The 19,679-nt window shown below is 69.4% G+C and carries 20 protein-coding genes and 1 pseudogene; 12 read left to right on the top strand and 9 right to left on the bottom strand.

The annotated features are described in order from the left end of the window. Positions 1-60: 60 nt before the first annotated feature. Both ACIPTO_RS42120 and ACIPTO_RS42115 read left to right on the top strand, forming a co-directional pair. Complete coding sequence (locus ACIPTO_RS42120; protein WP_401200987.1) at positions 61-354, top strand: hypothetical protein; 294 nt, start codon at positions 61-63, stop codon at positions 352-354. A 45-nt stretch (positions 355-399) separates the two neighbouring features. Continuing rightward, positions 400-520: pseudogene (locus tag ACIPTO_RS42115) on the top strand (IS5/IS1182 family transposase); the annotation flags it as partial. Positions 521-556: 36 nt separating this feature from the next. Here ACIPTO_RS42115 and ACIPTO_RS42110 read toward each other — a convergent pair. Then, positions 557-1,486 carry a helix-turn-helix transcriptional regulator gene (locus tag ACIPTO_RS42110; protein WP_401200984.1) on the bottom strand — a complete coding sequence of 310 codons (930 nt, stop codon included), beginning with the start codon at positions 1,484-1,486 and terminating at the stop codon, positions 557-559. 206 nt (positions 1,487-1,692) lie between these two features. On the opposite strand from ACIPTO_RS42110, the gene ACIPTO_RS42105 reads away from it, so the two are divergent. Continuing rightward, positions 1,693-2,430, top strand: coding sequence for an SDR family oxidoreductase (locus ACIPTO_RS42105; protein WP_401200982.1), 738 nt, complete (start codon positions 1,693-1,695; stop codon positions 2,428-2,430). A 367-nt stretch (positions 2,431-2,797) separates the two neighbouring features. Next, the gene (locus ACIPTO_RS42100; RefSeq protein WP_401200979.1) at positions 2,798-3,358 is read left to right on the top strand and encodes an SUKH-4 family immunity protein; all 561 of its coding nucleotides are present in this window, start codon (positions 2,798-2,800) and stop codon (positions 3,356-3,358) included. Positions 3,359-3,700: 342 nt separating this feature from the next. On the opposite strand, the gene ACIPTO_RS42095 is transcribed toward ACIPTO_RS42100, so the two are convergent. Beyond that, a complete protein-coding gene (locus ACIPTO_RS42095) occupies positions 3,701-4,141 on the bottom strand; it encodes a nuclear transport factor 2 family protein (RefSeq protein WP_401200976.1) in 441 nt (146 codons plus the stop codon). Between the two features lie 216 nt (positions 4,142-4,357). On the opposite strand from ACIPTO_RS42095, the gene ACIPTO_RS42090 reads away from it, so the two are divergent. From ACIPTO_RS42090 to ACIPTO_RS42075, 4 genes are all read left to right on the top strand, one after another. Further along, positions 4,358-5,266: a helix-turn-helix domain-containing protein gene (locus ACIPTO_RS42090; protein WP_401200974.1), complete on the top strand. Its 909-nt coding sequence runs from the start codon at positions 4,358-4,360 to the stop codon at positions 5,264-5,266. A gap of 166 nt (positions 5,267-5,432) precedes the next feature. Continuing rightward, on the top strand, positions 5,433-5,618 hold the full coding sequence (locus tag ACIPTO_RS42085) for a hypothetical protein (protein WP_401200971.1): 186 nt from the start codon (positions 5,433-5,435) through the stop codon (positions 5,616-5,618). Next, complete coding sequence (locus ACIPTO_RS42080) at positions 5,615-5,926, top strand: type II toxin-antitoxin system PemK/MazF family toxin (RefSeq protein WP_401200969.1); 312 nt, start codon at positions 5,615-5,617, stop codon at positions 5,924-5,926. The genes ACIPTO_RS42085 and ACIPTO_RS42080 overlap by 4 nt, the downstream gene beginning before the upstream one ends. Before the next feature lie 255 nt (positions 5,927-6,181). Then, the gene (locus tag ACIPTO_RS42075) at positions 6,182-6,397 is read left to right on the top strand and encodes a hypothetical protein (protein ID WP_401200967.1); all 216 of its coding nucleotides are present in this window, start codon (positions 6,182-6,184) and stop codon (positions 6,395-6,397) included. Positions 6,398-6,783: 386 nt separating this feature from the next. Here the strand turns inward: ACIPTO_RS42075 and ACIPTO_RS42070 are convergent, their stop codons facing one another. The 5 genes from ACIPTO_RS42070 to ACIPTO_RS42050 are packed head-to-tail and all read right to left on the bottom strand — an operon-like array spanning position 6,784 to position 12,478. Continuing rightward, complete coding sequence (locus ACIPTO_RS42070) at positions 6,784-7,812, bottom strand: ABC transporter ATP-binding protein (RefSeq protein ID WP_401200965.1); 1,029 nt, start codon at positions 7,810-7,812, stop codon at positions 6,784-6,786. After that, on the bottom strand, positions 7,809-8,888 hold the full coding sequence (locus ACIPTO_RS42065; RefSeq protein ID WP_401200963.1) for an ABC transporter ATP-binding protein: 1,080 nt from the start codon (positions 8,886-8,888) through the stop codon (positions 7,809-7,811). The genes ACIPTO_RS42070 and ACIPTO_RS42065 overlap by 4 nt, the downstream gene beginning before the upstream one ends. Then, positions 8,885-9,766 (bottom strand): ABC transporter permease, encoded by an 882-nt coding sequence (locus ACIPTO_RS42060; RefSeq protein WP_401200960.1) that lies wholly within the window; start codon positions 9,764-9,766, stop codon positions 8,885-8,887. Before ACIPTO_RS42060 ends, ACIPTO_RS42065 begins: the two co-directional genes overlap by 4 nt. Beyond that, positions 9,763-10,731 (bottom strand): ABC transporter permease, encoded by a 969-nt coding sequence (locus ACIPTO_RS42055; RefSeq protein WP_401200958.1) that lies wholly within the window; start codon positions 10,729-10,731, stop codon positions 9,763-9,765. The genes ACIPTO_RS42060 and ACIPTO_RS42055 overlap by 4 nt, the downstream gene beginning before the upstream one ends. Before the next feature lie 7 nt (positions 10,732-10,738). After that, positions 10,739-12,478 carry a peptide ABC transporter substrate-binding protein gene (locus tag ACIPTO_RS42050; RefSeq protein WP_401200955.1) on the bottom strand — a complete coding sequence of 580 codons (1,740 nt, stop codon included), beginning with the start codon at positions 12,476-12,478 and terminating at the stop codon, positions 10,739-10,741. 186 nt (positions 12,479-12,664) lie between these two features. Between ACIPTO_RS42050 and ACIPTO_RS42045 the strand changes: the two genes are divergently transcribed. Beyond that, positions 12,665-13,408: a TetR/AcrR family transcriptional regulator gene (locus ACIPTO_RS42045; RefSeq protein WP_401200952.1), complete on the top strand. Its 744-nt coding sequence runs from the start codon at positions 12,665-12,667 to the stop codon at positions 13,406-13,408. A gap of 15 nt (positions 13,409-13,423) precedes the next feature. Here the strand turns inward: ACIPTO_RS42045 and ACIPTO_RS42040 are convergent, their stop codons facing one another. After that, the gene (locus ACIPTO_RS42040) at positions 13,424-14,545 is read right to left on the bottom strand and encodes a M20 family metallopeptidase (RefSeq protein ID WP_401200949.1); all 1,122 of its coding nucleotides are present in this window, start codon (positions 14,543-14,545) and stop codon (positions 13,424-13,426) included. Further along, positions 14,542-15,474, bottom strand: a complete 933-nt coding sequence (locus tag ACIPTO_RS42035) for an alpha/beta fold hydrolase (protein WP_401200947.1) — start codon at positions 15,472-15,474, stop codon at positions 14,542-14,544. Before ACIPTO_RS42035 ends, ACIPTO_RS42040 begins: the two co-directional genes overlap by 4 nt. Before the next feature lie 109 nt (positions 15,475-15,583). On the opposite strand from ACIPTO_RS42035, the gene ACIPTO_RS42030 reads away from it, so the two are divergent. The 3 genes from ACIPTO_RS42030 to ACIPTO_RS42020 all read left to right on the top strand — a co-directional run bounded on the left by ACIPTO_RS42030 (position 15,584) and on the right by ACIPTO_RS42020 (position 19,590). Beyond that, positions 15,584-16,492, top strand: a complete 909-nt coding sequence (locus tag ACIPTO_RS42030; protein ID WP_401200945.1) for a LysR family transcriptional regulator — start codon at positions 15,584-15,586, stop codon at positions 16,490-16,492. 70 nt (positions 16,493-16,562) lie between these two features. Beyond that, positions 16,563-17,627 carry a tartrate dehydrogenase gene (locus tag ACIPTO_RS42025; protein WP_401200942.1) on the top strand — a complete coding sequence of 355 codons (1,065 nt, stop codon included), beginning with the start codon at positions 16,563-16,565 and terminating at the stop codon, positions 17,625-17,627. Positions 17,628-17,712: 85 nt separating this feature from the next. Further along, entirely contained in the window at positions 17,713-19,590 is a 1,878-nt protein-coding gene (locus ACIPTO_RS42020) for a prolyl oligopeptidase family serine peptidase (RefSeq protein WP_401200940.1), read from the top strand. The last annotated feature ends 89 nt before the right edge of the window (positions 19,591-19,679 follow it).

Genomic DNA, 19,679 nt, shown 5'->3' with positions numbered 1-19,679 from the left:
CTGCCTGACCTGCGGCAAGGCGCCTTGCACAGGTCGCCCACAGCAGTCGATCATTCACACATGAGACCCGAAGTCCAGGCGTTCGTCGCCGACGGCCATCTCCCCAACTGTGACGCCGACGAGGAGGAGATCGACCGCCGAGTCAATCAACTCGAAGCCATCTCCGCGCCCGTCACAGCCGACGAGGCGGATGCTTTGGCTGCCTGTTTTGGCCCCGACGACTGCTACGGCGTCGCCTGGTCGCTGCTGCACCTGATCGAGACCAGCCCGGGGCCGGTGCCGCCGGTGGCGCTGCCCGGAGCCGATGCCACCGAATGGCATCGCACGCTCTGGAATCGCTGGGGAAACCGGTGAACTCAACGATGAGGACTTGACGCGTAAGTGCCCTGAGGTGTCTGGATGGCCCCGTTCACCGGGCTGGGCCCGCGCTGCTTCGGCAAGTTGGTGACCGTGGTGCACCATGAGATCGGGAACGAGCGGCAGCGCGGGCGGCCGTAGAGGCTTCCCGTTGGAGGATCGCACTGATCGAGGCGTTGGAACTGTTCCAAGAGACTCGTCAGTCCCGGGACGCGCTGTGGCCCGGCCTCTGTCCGGTCGGTGCGGCTTGGTCCGCGGAACCATGGAGGTCGGAGCGTGCCGCAGCGTTCGGTGCGCTCCAGCTCGCCAGCAGGGCCAGGGTCTGCGCGGAGGCCGATCCGGGCTCTGCGGTGTAGAGGCAGACCGTCTGGTCGGGGGCGGCGGAGAAGGCCAGTGCTTCGTGGTGCAGGGTCAGTTCGCCGACCACGGCATGGTGGAGCCGCTGTGATCCGTAGCCGCAGTGGTCGAGCTGGTGGCTCGCCCACCAGCCGTTGAACTCCGGCACCTTGACGCACGCCTCGCCGATCAGCTCGTTGAGCCGGGTGTCGTCGGGGTGGCGTCCGGACGACATGCGGAGGTTCGCAACGATGATCCGCGCCATCGCCTCCCAGTCGTCGTAGAGCGACTTCGCGGCGGGCGCGAAGAGTACGAAGCGCGCGAAGTTGCGCTCCCGGGCCGGCCGCGCGTCGAAGTCGGTGATCAGCGCCCGGGCGAGATAGTTCGAGGCCAGGACGTCGAGCCGGTGGTTCACGATGAAGGCAGGAGAGACCGCTCCCAGCACTTCCAGCATCTGATGCACCTCCGGCCGCACACGCTCGGGCCGGACATGGCCCCGAGAAGAGCGCGTGACGCGTGGCCGCGCGATGTGGAAGAGGTAGTCGCGCTCGACCGGCCCCAGGCGCAACGCGCGGGCCACACCGTCCAGCACGCTCTCCGAGACGTTGGGATGGCGTCCCTGCTCCAGACGCGTGTAGTAGTCCGTGCTCACGTCGGCCAGCCGGGCGACCTCTTCGCGACGCAGCCCCGGAACCCGGCGGGCCCGTCCGTTCGTCGACAGCCCGACCGACTCGGGGGTCAGGCCCGCCCGGCGAGAGCGCAGGAACTCCCCCAGTTCGGTGTTCTGGTCCATACACCCCATTGTGTGCCCGGCAAGGGACGGATTCGCGGTCGATCGTGGCCCAGCCGAACCTATGTTCCGCTGGGCCCCCGCCAGGGCTCCACGGCCGGGCCGGCGGTGTCAGTCTCGATGCAGGACAGGGCCCCGTCCGCACAACCCTCGCAGGTCACAGCCATCGCTGCTGGCCGCGTCGCCGTCATCAGGACCCGGAGAAGCACATGACCACCTCAACCCCGAAGATCGTCCTCGTCACCGGAGCCAGCAGTGGCATCGGCGAGGCCACCGCCCGGGCCCTGGCAGTTGGCGGGCACCACGTTGTCCTCGGCGCCCGACGGGTCGACCGGCTGGCCGCGATCGCCGACAGCATCAGGGCCGACGGCGGCTCGGCCGACCACACGGAACTCGACGTGACCAGCCTCGACAGCGTGAAGGCCTTCGTGGACACGGCGCACGAGCGCCACGGGCGGATCGATGTCCTGGTCAACAACGCCGGTGTCATGCCGTTGTCACCCCTGATCATGGGTCGGACGGCCGACTGGGACCAGATGATCGACGTCAACGTACGCGGAGTGCTGCACGGCGTCGCGGCGGCACTGCCGCTCATGAAGACCCAGGGCGCCGGTCACTTCGTCAACATCTCCTCCACGCTGGGGCACGAGGTGTCACCCACCACCGCCGTCTACAGCGCGACCAAGTACGCGGTACGGGCCATTTCGGAGGGCATCCGCAAGGAAAACAGCGAAGTCCGCGTGAGCGTGGTCAGCCCGTCCTTCGTGGAGTCCGAGCTGATCCAGGGCGGCGACCCCGGCACCATGGCGTGGGTCCAGGGAATGGCGGACAAACTGGCGCTTCCCACGGCCGCCGTCTCCGATGCCATCGTCTACGCCGTCAACCAGCCCGACCAGGTCGACGTCGGCGAAATCGTGGTGCGCTCGGTTCTCGACGCCGCCGTCTGACGACAGCCCGCTCCCCAGCGACCCTGCGCCTGCTCGCCAGACACGGGCGCAGGGCCGCCGGCGGTTCGAAGGTGCATGCGTCCGGCACGACCCGGGAATCGCGCACGCAGATGCTGTTCAGACTTGGGATTCTGACGGCCCAGTTGCGTCGCGGACGCCGCGCCTGCGACATCAGCAGAGTCGGCCGCTCTGGCTGCCGAACTACTACCTCGATACCGAAATCGGCCCCGGCGGGAGAAGCTACGACGCATCCGGCTCGGCGAAAAGTCCGGCTGAAGTTAAGGGCCGCCCCGTAAATGTGGTCTTGCCTTGGCCTGAGGTCGGCTCGGTAGGGTCAGGACCGCAGCCGACGGAAATGGATCGTTCGATGGCGACGCACGACCAGCTGAGCGAGTGGGCCGGTCTGAGGCATGTCACACGAGTCGAACGGGACATTGTGGCCGTCTGGCGGATCCCGGAGTTCATGAAGAGGCAGCTTGCCGAGGTAGAGATCCCTGTGGCTCCACGCCTCATCGAGCGGATCGTGGCACAGAGCGAGGCCGATCCGGTCCTGCGCACATCCCGTGGTCCGCTCTACCGCCTCACAGAGGACACCGACCCCTATAAACCAGCTGAGCGATCATGGTTCGGTGTTGAGGCGGAGACCGGGGCCGTCTACTTCGTCATGCCGGACGGAGAGGCATGGTTCGCAAACTCGGGTGTCGACGTGTGGCTCGACGTCCTTCACCGTTACGGCAGTCGCGTCACAGCCTCAGAGCGTATCGGCGAGCCGGACAGCCCCGACGAGTACCTCTCCGAAGAGGAGGAAGAGCGGGCCGTCGCCGAGCTGAACCGGCTGGCCGAGGAGCTGAAGGAGATCGACCCGGCGGCCTTCAACGGCTACGAGGGGTTTCTCTGGCCAGCACACCTGGACCGCTGGCTCTACTGACCTCGGCCGGTAGATCCAGAGCCCGTAGATCTGGACCGTGCAGGGATGCCAGGCCCACGACTGAGATGATCTCGCCTCGATGGGGCATTCGTCGCGTCATGACAGTCGCTGAATGTCATGGCAGGTCCCTACCGACCCGCACCGCCCTGGGGGCGAGTGTGGTCGCCCCCTCCGGCCTCGCCGCCATGGGCATCGAACCCGTACTGCTGCCCGCCGCCCCGCAGTTGGAGCCGGCCCGCGAGCCCGAGCCGGCCGCGGCACCCGCCGTGGAGTACGACGCCGACGCGGCCTGCCGCCAGTGGTACGCGGAGCAGCGGCAGTTCCCACGACGACGTGTCGTGCTCAGTGGGTGTTCGCCTCGGCGCGGGCGTAGAACGCCGCGAGTTCGTCGGGGTTCTTGGTGTAGACGTCGATCTTGCTCACCGTGCCGTTCTCGACCTGGTGGATCTCGACCATGGTCAGCGGGTAGCGCTCACCGGTGGTGTGGGCCGTGAGTGTGCCGGTGAGGGTGCCGACGACGCCCGTCGGGCCCTCGAACACCTCGGCTGCGGTGATGGCGATGTCCGCGTAGCCCGACATCGCGCCCAGGACCGACCGCGCGAACACCTCACGGCCCTGGTGGACTCCGCCGTAGGGGAGTTGGTTCGGCTCGTCGACGATCACCTCGGGGGCGAGCTTGGCCAGGACGCCCGGCACGTCGCCTGTGCGCAGCGCGTCGTACAGCCCTCGCACGACATCCGCGGAACTCTCCGTCACCGTCTCGGTCTCGGTCCGGTTGCTCATCGTGTGTGCCTCTTCTGTGCGGTCGCGGTGCTCAAGTACGGAGAAGGAACTGGGTACTTGAGCGTCCGGCCGGGGCGCGTGCGTTCTCGTCCCGGTCGGGCCCCGGGTATCGGGGCATCACCATGCAACGGGACACGGCGGGCCCCGGGGAGTCTCCGCTGTGAGGGGTACTGGCAGGGACCCCCACCCGGCGCGCGGCCTGCCTACGCTGTCCCCATGGACAACCGGGACGCAGTCAGCTCATTCCTCCGCTCCCGGCGCGAGAGGATCACCCCGGAGCAGGCGGGGCTGCCGACCTACGGTCAGCGGCGGGTGCCCGGACTGCGCAGGGGCGAGGTCGCCGCGCTCGCCGGGGTGAGCGTCGAGTACTACACGCGTCTGGAGCGCGGCAATCTCAGAGGTGTTTCCGACAGCGTGCTGGACGCGCTCTCCCTCGCCCTGCGGCTCGACGACACCGAGCGCACGTATCTGTACAGCCTCAGCCGCGCCGAGGGGAAGGCGCCCTCCGCGCGGACCCGGCGGAGCGCGCCCCGCCCGGCGGTACGGTCCAGCGTGGCGCGGATCATCGACGCGATGCCGGGTCTGCCGGCGTCCGTGATGAACAACCGCCTGGACACACTGGCCGCCAATCCGCTGGGCCAGGCCCTGTACGCGGAGATGTTCGCGGACCCGACCTGCGGAGGGAACGTCGCCCGGTTCGCGTTCTTCAGTCCCGCGGCCAGGCGGTTCTACGTCGACTGGGAGCACATGGCCCGCTTCGCCGTGGGGGCGCTGCGTGTGGAGGCGGGGAAGCACCCCTACGACCGGGGACTGTCGAACCTGATCGGCGAACTGTCCACCCGCAGCGACTCGTTCCGTGTGATGTGGGGTTCCCAGGACGTCCATGTCTTCCGGGAGAGCACCAAGCGTCTCAACCATCCGCTCGTCGGCGACCTGGAGCTCGATCAGGAGACCCTGAGTCTGCCGGACGAGAGCGGCCTGAGCGTGGTCGTCTACAGCGCGGCCCCCGGAACCGCCGCAGAGGAGGGGCTGAAGCTGCTCGCCAGTTGGTCGGTCCCGGCGGGGCTGGAGCGGGACCCGGGCCCTGTGAGCGAGTCGTCGAGCGCGGACGGCGGCCCGGCGTAGCGATGGGCGTCCGGTCGTAGGCGGTGCTCGTGCTTGGTCCAGAACGTCGGCCGCCCCCTCCAGCGGTGCGGAACGCGGCGGGGCTGCGGTGTGGAACTCGGTGGGGCTACGGTGTGGAACTGGGTGGGGCTGCGGTGACGGCAGTTCTGCCACTAGAATTGGTGTCATGACTGCCATCACTCTGCGGATTCCCGACGCCATGGACAAGCAACTGCGCGACGCCGCCGCAGGCGCGTCGTCCCTGAACGACTACATCGTGCGGGCCGTACGACGTCAGATGACGCTCGACGCCGCGCGCAGGCTCGCCGCCGTCGCACCACTCGACCTGGCCGGCGAGGGCGACGCTCTGTGACCATCCGCAAGGGGGACGTCTGGGACGTTGACACCGGCAAGGGCACCCGTACCGTCCTGGTCGTCAGTCTCGACGGGCTCGCCGACGCCTACGGCGCTGTCGTCGTCCTGGTCCTGCACGCACCGGCGCAGCATCCCGACACCGCGATGAGCGTGCACCTGACCAGCCCGGTCGACGCCTCCGCCGTCGCCGTCAACCTCCTCCAGCTCTCCACGCTCCGTTTCGAGGCGGGCACCCCGCACGGGAACATCGGCCCGGAGCAGCAGGAACTCGTCGACGACGCACTCCGCGCCGTCCTCGACCTTTAATCTCCCGCCCCGACTGTCCCAGACCTGCCCCGCCCTCGGCCGAGGGTGTCCGGCCCGACACCCGCAAACCCCCGGCCTCCGCCCTCCACGCGACACGTGTTCACCCGAAGGCACACTGCTCAACACGGGTTCCGAAAGGTTCCAGGCCGACCCACCGGACCCCCCAGGGGGCCTCTCCCCCGGCAGCGGCCCGAACGGTAGAGGGGCTCCCCCGTCCGCTAGGTGCAGGGAGGGCCGAGTCAAGCGGACCTCGACGTGGGTCTCCCTGAGAACTTCGACCCGGTTGCCTCGATTACGCAGCTCGAAGCCGTCATGACAGGCCTCAATTTCGAGGAGGCCAGCGACTATCCGTGGTCAGGGCAGCGGCTGTCCGACCCCCAGGGCGAGGGGGCGTTCATCGTCAGCCTGACCGATACTTTCACCGCCGCTTTGGCCTCGGCATCCCAGAACGACCTATTGCGGTTCGCCTAGCCATGGTCAAAAACCGCCGAACTCGAGCAGCTCGGGATGAGTGTCGAGGTCACGGCAGAAATCTTGGAAGACCTGGCCAACCTGGCCCAGCGAGCTCAGGCTTCCAGGCAGCGGTTGTGTTGCTGGTGGGCGCCATGACATCGACATAGATCTGGTCTCGCCCGTCCTGGCCGATTCGGGCCACGAGCCGTCTCTGGGTTGATCCCACACCCGCCACGTGGCCATGCCCGGCCTCGAGCGCCTGGACGGAGCACGCGTCGCCACTGTCCTGCCCGGGACCTGGGACTAAGGGTTCGCAGAGAACCAGCGTGTTGCTTCTCTGCGAGCCCTCAGCAGAGCCGGAAGCGCCCCCGCCCTAGGCCCGCTTCCGATTCCGGCGTCACGTGTCAGGCTTCCTTCACGGACGTGGGGTGGGCGAGCTCGATGGGCTGAGGGTGGTGGCAGGCCGCGATGTGGCCGTCGCCCGCTTCGACGTCGGGCGGGTCCGTGGTGGCGCACACTTCGGTCGCCTTCCAGCAGCGGGTCCGGAAGCGGCAGCCGGAGGGCGGCGCGAGGGGACTGGGCAGGTCGCCGGTGAGGACGATGCGTTTGCGGGCGCGCTCGACGCGGGGGTCGGGGACGGGCACGGCCGACAGCAGGGCCTGGGTGTACGGGTGGACCGGGTGCTCGTAGAGCGCGTCGACCGGGCCCTGTTCGACGACGCGGCCCAGGTACATCACCGCGACCTCGTCGCTGATCTGCCGGACCACGGACAGGTCGTGGGCGATGAACAGATAGCTCAGGCCCATGTCCTGCTGGAGGTCCTCCAGCAGGTTGATCACGCCGGCCTGCACACTGACGTCGAGGGCGCTGACCGGTTCGTCCAGCACGAGGATCTCGGGCTCGACTGCCAACGCGCGTGCGATGCCGATGCGTTGACGCTGGCCGCCGGAAAACTCGTGGGGGAAGCGCCCCGCGTGTGCGGGGTTCAGTCCGACCAGCTCCAGCAGTTCGCGCACGCGTTCTTCGCGTCGGCCCGGATGCAGTCCGTGGACCTTCAGCGGCTCGGCGAGCAGGGCTCGTACGCTCATCTTCGGGTTGAGTGAGGAGTAGGGGTCCTGAAAGACCAACTGGACGGTGCGGCGCAGGCGTTGGGCTTCCTTCCCTTTGGTTGCGGCCACGTCGATGCCGCCGACGTGGACCTGTCCGGCCGCAGGGCGTACCAGGCGGACGAGGGTCCGGCCCAGGGTGCTCTTGCCGCAGCCGGTCTCACCCACGAGCCCGAGGGTGCGGCCCCGGGGAACCGTCAGGTCGACACCGGCGACGGCCTGGACGGTGCCGGCGTGGCTGCCCAGGCGTCGCTTGAGCCGGTACTCGGCGACGAGGCCCCGGACCTCGATGGCCGCGGTGGTGGTGGCGGTGGCTGTCGTGGTCATCGGATCACGCTCGCGATCTGGTGGATCCGCACGCAGGCCGTGGTGTGGCCAGGGGTCACCTCGGTGACCGCTTGTACCGGCACCGAGCAGGCGGCGGGCTCGGCGTACGAGCACCGGGGTTCGAACGGGCAGCCTGCGGGGCGGTCGTGGGCCTGTGGGGGCTGTCCGGGGATGGGCAACAGCCGGCCGGCTCTCCGGTCGACGCGTGGGAGGGCGGCCAGCAGGCCCCGGGTGTAGGGGTGCGCGGGCTCGTAGAAGAGCGGCTCGACGGGAGCTTCCTCCAGCTTCGTTCCGGCGTACATCACCATGACCTGGTCGGCCAGGCCGGCCACCACACCGAGGTCATGGGTGATCAGGACGACGGCCGTGCCGGTTCGGTCCTGTACGCGTTCGATGACGTCCAGGACCTGTGCCTGCACGGTGACGTCCAGGGCGGTGGTGGGTTCGTCGGCGATGAGGATGTCGGGGTCGTTGGCGATGCCCATGGCGATCAGGGCGCGTTGCCGCATGCCGCCGGAGAACTCGTGCGGGTACTGGTCGAGGCGCTCCTGCGGCGAGGGGATGCCGACGAGGTCGAGGAGTTCGACGGCGCGCTCGCGCATGGCCCGGCCGGTGCGGTTCGGATCGTGGACCTGGACCGCCTCCATGAGTTGCGCGCCCACGGTCATCATCGGGTTGAGCGCGGACAGGGCGTCCTGGAAGATCACCGCGATGCGGCGCCCGCGGATCTCGCGCATCCTTCCGTCGGACAGGCCCAGCAGCTCGCGGCCACGCAGTCGTACGGATCCGGTGACCTCGGCGGTTCGCGGGAGCAGGCCCATCATGGCGAGGGAGGCCGCGCTCTTGCCCGAGCCGGACTCGCCGACGATGCCGAGGGTTTCGCCGGGGGCCAGATCGAAGCTGAGACGGTCCACGGCGGTGACGAACCCCGAGTCGGTGCGGTAGCGCACGGTCAGGTCGCGGACCGAGAGGAGTTGCTCCTCGCCGGTCGGGGCCCCTGCCGGAGCCGGGGTCGGGCCCTTGAGGGGATCGGCGGCTGTCGTCCCTCGCTCCGGGGAATGCCGGTCGTCTGTCATCGTCGGCCTCCTTGCGGGCTGAAGGTGTCGCGCAGTCCGTCACCGACGAAGTTCACGGCGAGCACGGTCAGGACGATCGCGGCGCCGGGCGCGTAGAGCAGGTAGGACTTCGAGGTGCCGACCATGCCGGCGGCCTGGCTGAGCATGTTGCCCCAGCTGGAGCGCGGGGGCTGGATGCCGAATCCGAGGAAGCTGAGGGTGGATTCGATGATCACGGCTCCGGCGACGGCCAGGGACACGTTGACTACGATCACTCCGACCAGGTTCGGCAGGAGATGCCGCCACAGGATGCGGAAGCCGGGCACTCCGAGGACGCGCGCCGCGTCGATGAACTCCTTCTCGCGCAGGCTCAGGACCTGCGCGCGGACGACACGGGCGATGAACGTCCAGCCGAGGCCGGAGAGCACCAGCACGATGGTGAAGGGCGAGGAGCCGAAACCCTGGAGGGCCAGGGCGAGGACCGCGATCCCGGGCACCACGAGGAATAGGTCGGTCAGCCGCATGATCATCTCCTCGACCCAGCCGCCGACGTAGCCGGCCACGGCTCCCAAAACCGTGCCCAGGGTGGTGGACAGGGCGGCGACGCCCAGCCCGATCGCCAACGAGATCCGGCCCGCGTACAGCACCTCGCTCAGGTAGTCGCGGCCGAGTTCGTCGGTGCCCAGCAGATGAGAACCCGACGGGGGCGCGGCGCCCAGCAGCAGATCCTGCGCGTTGCGGGGGTAGGGCGCGATCCAGTCGGCGCCGAAACAGCACACTGCCAGGGTCAGCAGGACGAGCAGGCCGGTGACGGCCAGCTTGTGGTGGAGGAATCCTCGTACGGCGAGCAGCGACTGGCGGGCCTCGCGCGCGGTATCGGTGGTTGCGGTTGCGTTCATCGAAGTGACACCCGTGGGTCGAGGAGGGCGTAGGCCACGTCCGCCAGCAGGTTGAAGAGGATCATCGCCACGGCGACCACGAGCATCCACGGCAGCAGCGTGAAGACGTCACCGGCCAGCATGGAGTCCAGGAAGAGCCGCCCCATGCCGGGGATGGAGTAGATCTGTTCGGTGACGACGAGACCGCCGACGAGCAGCGCCGAGTCCATGGCGACGACTGTCAGGAACGGCGCGAGGGAGTTGCGGGTGGCGTGGCGGACGAGGATGCGGCGCCGCGGTACGCCCTTGGCGCGGGCGGTGCGGACGTAGTCGCTGGCGAGGGACTCCAGCAGCGACGCCCGGCCGAACCGGGACCAGCTCGCGATCAGGCTGACCGTCAGGGTGAGGACGGGCAGGGCCAGATGGCGGAGGTAGTCGAGGTTCAGCCCGCTGCTGCCTGCGGTGTGCAGGCCGACGAAGTACAGCGGCGGCTGGGAGAGCCCGAACTGCTGCTGCGGCCAGACGGCGAGCACCTGGATGAGGATCAGGCCGACCCAGAACGGCGGCATCGCGATGCCGAGGTAGGACAGAGCCGTGAACGCGTAGTCGCCCATGGAGTACTGGCGGGCGGCGGAGAACAGTCCGATGGCCAGGGCCAGCAGGGCCGCGAACAGCACGCCCCAGCCGATGAGTTGGGCGGTGGTGGCGAGCGCCGAGCCGATCATCGGGCGGACGGCGCCGCCGGTCCTGGTACTGGTCCCCCAGTCTCCGGTGACGAAGGACTTCATCCACAGGCCGTACTGCTCGATCACCGGGCGGTTCAGCCCGAGGCGGGCGGTCTCGCGCCTCAGCGCGGCCGGGTCGTGGCTCTGGCGGAGCTTGGTCAGTGGATCGAAGGTCGTGCGTACGGCCCAGAAGAGGACGAAGGAGGCGATGGCCAGGACGGGGACGGAGTAGACGAGTCGTCTGAGGAGGAAGGTCATCATGGCCGTGTCACTTCGCCAGGCCCCAGTCCTCAAGGTTCCACCAGGGACCTCGGACCGGGTTGATGGAGATCTTGCCGCCCACGCGCTTGTTCCACAGCAGCACGTTGGGCACCGTGCCCAGCGGCAGTGCCGGAACGTCCTGGGCGATGAGCTTGTCGGCCTTCAGGGAGGTGGCGACGCGGGTGGTTTCGTCCATGTCCGCGGCCACCTGGTCCAGCAGGCCGTCGAGGCCCGGGACGCGGGCCCGCATGAAGTTGATGCCCGCCTGTCCGTTGGCGGCCGAGGGGATGGATCCGGAGGCGAAGCTCGCGTCGAGCGTGGGCTCGGGGAAGGAGTCGACGATGGTCCACAGCCCCAGCTGGAAGTCTCCGGCCGGTGCCACCTTGCTGAACAGGTTGGCGGCGGTGGTGTTCTTGATCCGCATCGCGAAGCCGGCGTTCTTGAGCTGCGCCTGGAGCACCTGCTCGGTCAGCTCACGCCGCTTGTTCCCGGCCAGCGACACGATCGTGAAGTCCGCCTTGCGCCCGCCCTTGGCCCAGATGCCGTCGCCGCCCTTGGCCCAGCCGGCGCCCTTCATGATCTGGTCGACCTTCTTCAGGTCCAGGACGTAGGAGGAGAAGTCGGTGCCCGCGTAGCGCGACACGAGCGGGGAGTTGAAGCTCTGGGCGGGCTGCTTCACGCCGAGGGGGCCGTAGAGCCGCTCGACCAGGGCCTTGCGGTCGACCGCGTAGCCGATCGCCCGGCGGACGTCGACCGAGTCGAAGGGGAAGCGCGCGTTGTTCATCCAGAGCGCTTCCAGGTTCCCGGTCTGGGCGTCGGTCTCGATGTCGGTCTTGGGCAGACCGGACGTGATCTGGTCGATCACGTCGAGCTGCGGCGAGGGGTAGAGCGCGTCCAACTGGCCGCTGCGGAAGGCCTGGAAGGCGGCGGCGGTGTCGGCGGTGAACTGGAAGGTCACCTTGTCGAGATGGGGCTTCCTGCCCCAGTAGCGGTCGTTGGGGACGAGGGTGACCGAGGTCCCTCTGATCCACTTCTGGATCTTCCAGGGGCCGCCGCTGAAGGTGTAGCCGTTCTTCATGATCGCGTCGCGGTCCCTGCCCTGGAGCAGATGGCTGGGCAGCACCCCGTACTCCCCGCTGAACAGGTCCTTCCAGTTGCCGTAGGACTCCTTGAGGGTGACGACCGCGGTCCGTTCGTCGGGGGTGTCCACGGACGCAATCTTGGTGTACCCGGTCTTTTCGAAGATGTCCTTGCCGTCGCGGATCTGGAGCGCGGTGTACTTCAGATCCGCCGAGGTGATCGGTTTCCCGTCGGACCAGACGGCCTTGGGGTTGAGCTTGTAGGTGATCTTCGGACGCGCCCCGCCGGAGATGGTGGGCTCTGAGGCCATCAGCCCGGACACCTCGGGCACCCAGTCCGAACCCTCACGGGCGGCGGTGAAGACATGGGGGATCGTCTGGGTCTCCATGATGTACGTGCCCCAGATGGACCCGGCACAGGTGGCGATCCAGTCGGCGCAGTCGGGTTCCTGCTCGGCGCCGATGACCAGGCTGCCGCCCTGCCGTACCGCGGTGGCCGCCTGCACGCCGTGGCTGGTGACGGGAGAGGCGCCGGTGGCCCCGGTGTCGCCCGAGGTACAGCCGGAGAGACCGAGTCCGAGCGCGGTGCAGGCGGCGGCGAGCGGGAGCGCGCGGCGCCGGACCGCCCCGGGAGGTCGCTCGGATGGGCTGGTCAGAGGGTGGTTCATGGTCGTTCAACCTTCCCTGTGGCGCGTACCGACGGGTCGCGTGAGCGACAGCGTAGATAACGGGCGAATTCATAGCAAGGGTTGTAGGCAACTAGATAGTCAATGGTGTTGACTTGCGTCGTGACCACGCGTGGGCCAAGGTCGGAGGTCTCTCACGCGGACGACGACGGCCAGTGGAGGAGCCCCATGTCCGATACGCGCTCAGGCGACAGCTCCGAGCCGCCGCGCCGGCGGCTGCCCCGGGCCACCCTCAGCCGTCAGGTCATCCTCGAAGCCGCGGAGCGGCTGGCGACACGGGAAGGGCTGGACGCGCTCACCTTCCAGGCGATGGGACGGGAGATGGGCGCCCACCCCACGTCGATCTACCGGCACTTCCGGGACAAGGACGAGCTGATCCTGGAGCTGGTCGACGGGCTGCGGTCCCGTTCCTACGGCGGGAAGCTGGAGGCGACCGAGTCCTGGCGCGACGACCTGCGGTCCCTCGCCCACCACATCCACGAGCACTATCTGCGCTATCCGCAGTTCGCTCTGGAGATGGCGGCGCGCACCACGCGCAGGCCGATGGAGTTCGCCAACGTCGAGTTCGCCCTGGGCGCCTTGGAGCGGGCCGGTCTCCAGGGTGACGACGTGACCATGTACCTGAGGGTGTTCGGGAACGTGGTGCGTTCCCTGTCCAGTATGGAGGCGGGGCTGTTGGCCCTCGATCCCGGCACGCGTGAGCGGGACACCCTGGCCTGGGAGCTGGAGTACCGGCAACTGTCCGCCGACAGGTATCCGAGGATCTCGGCGAACGCGGACCGGCTGAACGCCATCGGTGACCCCCGGGTGTTCGACGCGGCGGTCGAGCTGTTCCTCGACGCCCTGGAGACCCGGATCGCGGCGAGGGCCCGCACGGCGGCGGAACCGGCGGACGGCACCGACAGGCCTTGACGGCCGGGGCGCCGCTCATGGTCTCAACGCGTCGACGAGTCCGGCCAACAGGAGGGCCCGCTGGGCCAGCGAACGGGTCTCGACCCATTCGTGACGGGCGTGCGCACCGCCTCCGCGCGCGCCGAGACCGTCCAGGGTGGGTGTCCCGGCTGCGGCCGTGAAATTGCCGTCCGAGGCGCCGCCCACCGCCACCTCCCGCAGATCGCCCAATCCGTGGGCGCGGGCCACCTGCTGAGCCCTCGTCAGCAGTGCGGCCGCCATGGGCCGTTCGAGAGGCGGCCGGTTGATGCCGCCCGTCACGTCGAGGCCGGCCTCGGGCATCCGTGCCGCCAGTCCCCGCAGCTCCCCCTCCACGCGGTCGAGTTCGTCGAGGGTCCAGGCGCGGACGTCGATGTCCAGCCGAGCCGACTCCGGGACGCTGTTGACGGTGCTCCCCGCCCGGGCCACGGTGGGTGTGACAGTCGTGCCGGCCCGGGGGTCGCCCAGCCGATTCACCGCGAGGACCTGGTGCGCGAGTTCCACCAAGGCGTTGACCCCGGCCTCGGGTTCGAGGCCCGCGTGCGCCGCGCGCCCCTTCACCGAGAGGCGGAAGATGCCGGCGCCCTTGCGGGCGGTCTTGACCGCGTCGCCGTCGCTCGGCTCCAGAACCAGGACGGCGGCGTGTTCCCGGGCGGCCTCCTCGATCAGGGCGCGTGAGCCCACAGAGCCGGTCTCCTCGTCCCCGGTCACCAGCAGACTGATATGGCCCGCGGGGTGGGCCAGGTCGAGCGCCTCGAGCGCGATCACGAGACCGGCCTTCATGTCGAACACGCCGGGACCCGTCAGCCGGTCGCCGTCGCGCCGGAAGGGCCGGGTGTCGAGGGTGCCCAGCGGCCACACCGTGTCCGCGTGGCCCAGCAGCAGCACGCCCGAAGGGGTCGGCCCGGCGGGCTCGCGGCGCCAGTACAGGTGCGGGACGCCGTCGCCGACGTACCTCCGGGCCGAGCCGAGCGCGGCGGGGGCCCAGGCGGTCAGCAGGTCGTAACAGGCCTCCAGCCCGGGTACGTGCCCGGACGGTGTCTCGATGCCGACGAGTTGCGCCAGACGCCCGACCATCCGGTCGGTGTCCACGGATTCCGGTGTGCGTGCGGAGGTCATCGCCGTCCGTCCTTCCCCGCCGCGGCGGAATCCGTCCCAGGTCCGAAGAAGGCGCCCAGCAGCTCCGCCGTGAGTACGGGGGCCTCCTCGGGCACGTAGTGGTCGCACGGCAGGGACCGGCCCCGTACGTCCTTCGCGTATCCGCGCCAGACGTCCAGGACGTCGTAGGTACGGCCGACGAAACCGTGCTCCCCCCACAGCGCGAGCACGGGGCATTCCAGCACCCGGCCGGCCGCCGCGTCCTCCTCGTCGTGGACCAGGTCGATGCCCGCGGCGGCGCGGTAGTCCTCGCAGGAGGCGTGGATGGCCGCCGGGTCGGCGAAGCAGCGGACGTACTCGTCCAGCGCCGCCGGGTGGAACGGCGTGCCGCCGTGGTGGCGGGCCGTCATCCGGGTTCGTACCCAGAAGTCCGGGTCGCCGCCGATGAGGCGTTCGGGGATGCCGTTGCCCGCAGCGAGGAAGAACCAGTGGTAGTAGCCGAGTCCGAAGTCCTTGTCGGCGTGGCCCAGCGCGTGGCGGGTGGGAACGATGTCCAGGACCGCCAGTGCCGACACCGCCTCCGGATGGTCCAGGGCCAGGCGGTGGCCGACGCGACCGCCGCGGTCGTGGCCCGCGACGGCGAAGCGGTCGAAGCCGAGTTCGCCCATCACCCGCCACTGGTCGTGCGCCATGGCGCGCTTGCTGTACGTGGCGTGCCCCGGGGCCGCCGAGGCGGGCTTGTCGCTGTCCCCGTACCCGCGCAGGTCGCTGAGGACCACGGTGTGCCCGGCGGCCAGCAGCGGGGCGACGTGGTGCCAGATCAGATGGGTCTGCGGATATCCGTGGAGCAGCAGCACGGGCGAGCCCTCGCCGGCCACGCGGACGTTGATCCGCACCCCGTCGGCATCCACGTGGTGCCGGGTGAAGCCCGCAAGCAGCTCGTCGTTCATGCCACCGATGACAGCAATCCATCCGGTCCCCTGTCCAAGACACTTCGGCGATGTCTCTGATAGGCATGCCCTATAAGGAGCTGTCTGCGATGTTCGGAGAGTGGCACGGGTGGACATTCGACAGCTTGAGTACTTCCTGGGGATCGTCGACCACGGCGGGTTCAACCGGGCGGCCGCCGCGCTCTATGTCTCACAACCGTCGCTGTCCCAAGCCATCCAGACGCTGGAACGCGATCTGGGATGCAGTCTCTTCCACCGGATCGGCCGCACGGCCGTCCTCACCGAGTCCGGTGTCGCCCTGGTGGAGCCGGCAAGGGCGGCGGTACGCGGCCTGGAGCTGGCGCGAGCCAGTGTGGGCACCGTCCAGGCCCTGCGCGGCGGGGCCCTGGACATCGCGGCGATGCCGTCACAGGCGGTCGAACCGCTGAGCGGGCTGATCGAGAGGTTCGCGGCCCGCTACCCGGACGTGGTGGTGAACATCCGGGCCGCGTTCACCCCGCGCGACGTCGTGGAACTGGTCCGTACGGGCGCCTGCGAACTGGGGCTGCTGGCCACCCCCGGTCCACTGCCCGACCGGGAGGTGGCGGCCCATCCGCTGGGCGAGCAGCGCTTCGTGCTCGTCACCCCGTCCCACGGGCCGTTCCCCGCCGGGCGGCCCGTGGACTGCGCGGCACTGGACGGGCACCGGGTGATCGCGGGCCAGCGCGGAACCGGGATGCGCACCTTCGTGGACGGGCTGCGGGACCAGGGCATCGATCTCACCATCGCGGTGGAGAGCGAGCACCGCGTGTCCATCCTGCCCCTGGTGCTCAAAGGAGTCGGCTTCGCGGTGGTGACGGACGCGTGGCGGCAGCTGGCCGAGCGCGCCGGTGCGCTCGTACTCGACCTGGAGCCTCGTGCGGTCCTGAAGGTCGCCCTCGTCAGCAGGCGATCGGAACTGACTCCGGCGGCCCGCGCCTGCCTGGACCTGGCGACCGACGGGACGACCGGCCCGTCGACGGCGGCCGACGACCGATAGGTCGTCCCTATCAGGGACATCACCGATCCGACTTGGACGTTCCACCTGCGGCGTTGATGCAATCGGAGCCATGACGACCCATCGCATCGCGCTGATACCGGGAGACGGGATCGGCACAGAGGTAGTGCCCGCAGCCTGCCGCGTCCTGAAGCGGGCAGGCAGCCGCCACGGCATCGACTGGGACTTCGAGGAGTTCGACTGGTCCTGCGAGCGTTACACGCGGGAGGGATCGATGATGCCGGAGGACGGCCTGGAACAGTTGGGCGCCCATGACGCGATCCTTCTCGGCGCCGTCGGCTACCCGGGCGTGCCCGACCATGTCTCCCTCTGGGGGCTCCTCATCCCCATCCGCCGGGCCTTCCGTCAGTACGTCAATCTGCGGCCCATCCGCGTCTTCCAGGGCGTGCCGAGCCCCGTACGCGACGCCCACCCCGGCGAGGTCGACTTCGTGGTCGTCAGGGAGAACGTCGAGGGCGAGTACGGAGAGATCGGCGGGCGGCTGAACAGGGGGTTCCCCGACGAGATGGCCGTCCAGGAGTCCGTGTTCACCCGGGCCGGCGTCACGCGTGTCGCCGAGTACGCGTTCGGGCTGGCCGAGCGGCGACGCGGGCGGCTGACCTCGGCCACCAAGTCGAACGGGATCGTCCACACGATGCCCTTCTGGGACGAGATCGTCGCCGAGGTCGCCGCCGGCCACGACAAGGTCGCCTGGGACCAGGAGCACATCGACGCCCTCGCCGCCAAGTTCGTGCTCGACCCGAGCCGTTTCGACGTCGTGGTCGCCTCGAACCTGTTCGGCGACATCCTCAGCGACCTGGCCGCCGCGGTGGCCGGCAGCATCGGCATCGCACCCTCCGCCAACCTCAACCCGGAGCGTGCGTACCCGTCGATGTTCGAGCCGGTGCACGGCTCCGCGCCCGACATCGCCGGCCGCGGCATCGCCAACCCGGTCGGCGCCATCTGGTCCGCCGCGCTGATGCTCGACCACCTCGGTCACCCGGAGGCGGCAGAGGACATCACCTCCGCGCTCACCGCGGCACTCGCGAGCGCGGACGTCCTGACCCCGGATCTGGGTGGCACCGCGAGCACGGACGAGTTCACCGACCATCTGCTGGGACTGCTCGACGAGGCCTGATCCTGTTCCGAAGCGCACCGCCTGTCATCCCCCCGAACCGCCCGCTCCGCCGACCACCGGTACCACTACAGAGAGACCGTGCCCCATGACCGAGAACTGGCACCGCTTCTTCACCGTCGACCGGATGCTGTCCATGAGACGCGGTCGAGGACGGCGAGACCACTGCCTGGTGGTACACGACACCGAGCAGGGCCAGACCTTGACCCTCCGGGACGCCGAACGCGGCTCCGACCTGCCGGTGTCCGCCGACATCGGCGACGTAGGCGAGGCAATCCTGAGTGCGGACGCACAGTTCGTACTGAGCCTGCACGACGACAACGGGTCGGAGGTGGGCCACCTATGGGCCACGTCGCTGGACGGCGCCGAACACCGGAACCTGACCCCCGACCTGCCGCCGTACACCCTCCGAGGTATCGACACCGCCCGCGATGACGACAGCACCGTCATCGCCGCGGCCGCGCCCGACGGCTTCAGCCTCTGGCTCCTCCACAGCTCCCGGCCGACTGCTCCCCGGCGGCTCTTCAACTCGCCCCACGAAGCATGGAACAGCCTCGTCTCCGCGGACGGCCGGGCAGCCAGCATCGACACCACCGACCACAACCCCGGCGTCCGGCGCTTCGCGGTCACCGTCGTGGACTGCGGTTCAGGAGAGGTCCTGGCCACACTCACGGACGGACCACAGGCGCCGGTACGCGGCGTACGGTTCTCCCCGCTGGACGGCGACCCGCGGATGCTGGTCTCCACCGAACGCAGCGGTTTCGCCCGACCGTGCGTCTGGAACCCGGCGGACGGCGTCCGGATCGATGTCGACGCCCCCGATCTGAGCGGTGACCTGGTCGCCCTGGACTGGTCCGACGACGGCTCGCGGCTTCTGCTGGTCCACGTCGACCAGGGCACCCACCACGTCATGGAGTACGACCTGGGCAGCGGCGAACTACACAGGGTGGCCCACCCCGCCGGGGCGTACTTCGAGCCCGACGTGGCCGCGGCGCAGTTGTACCAGTGGGCGTCCCACTACACCGCCGAGGGTCGCATCCGGCTGCTGCACCAGCGCTTCGACCAGCCCATGACGGTCCTCGAAGTCGACCGGGCCACCGGCGAGATCCACCGCCGCACACCCGAACCGCCGGCCACGGCCGGCACACGGGCCACCTCACACACGGTCCGTTCCGCCGACGGCACCCTCCTGCAGCTCTGGGTGTGCCAGCCGCCGCGAACCCTGGGACCGGTGCCGCTGGTGCTTCAGCTGCACGGCGGACCGAACATGGTGACCGTGGACTCCTACCACCCGGACGCGCAGGCCTGGGTCGACCAAGGGGTCGCGTTCGCATCGCTCAACTACCGGGGCTCGGTCACCTTCGGGCGAGAGTTCCGCGAGGGTTTCCTCCCGGACGTCGGCCGCAGGGAACTGGAGGACATCGAGTCCGCGGTACGCCACCTCGTGGATCACGGAGTGGCCCACGCCGACCGGGTCTTCATCACCGGCGCGTCGTACGGCGGTTATCTCTCGCTGCTGTCCTCGGGCCGTCTGCCCGGACTCTTCGCGGGTGCGATGGCGTTCGTCCCCATGGCGGACTGGGTCACCGCTCTGGAAGACATGAACCCCGCGCTGAGCACGGCCTGGCGGAGCTTCTTCGGCGCAGGCCGCGAGGCGGACCCGGCCCAGCTCGAACGGTCGTCGCCGATCAGCTATGTCCACGCGGTGAGCAACCCTGTCTGGATCATGCAGGCCACCCATGACACCCGCACACCCCCCAGGCAGGCCTACCTCTACGCGAAGGCGCTGCAGGACATCGGCGGCGATGTCGCCATCGACTATTTCAGCGGCGGCCACGAGACCAGCAGCCGTCGGCTGGAGATCAGCAGCCAACAACAGATGATGGACCTGGTGCAGGCTGCCCTCCATGGCACACCCTGGTCCCAAGGGCCCGTACGCCCCAGTCAGACGGGGGTCGGCGCCTAGTAGTGCTTCGTTAGGTTCTGGTTCTGCTGGTGGTGAGGGGGCGGCCGCAGGTGGTGCAGGTGCCGGTCCAGCACATCAGCAGGTTTTGG

It is taken from the genome of Streptomyces sp. NPDC090083, from assembly GCF_044747445.1.
GTDB lineage: Bacteria > Actinomycetota > Actinomycetes > Streptomycetales > Streptomycetaceae > Streptomyces.
This window is presented reverse-complemented; position numbering and strand designations above follow the sequence as displayed.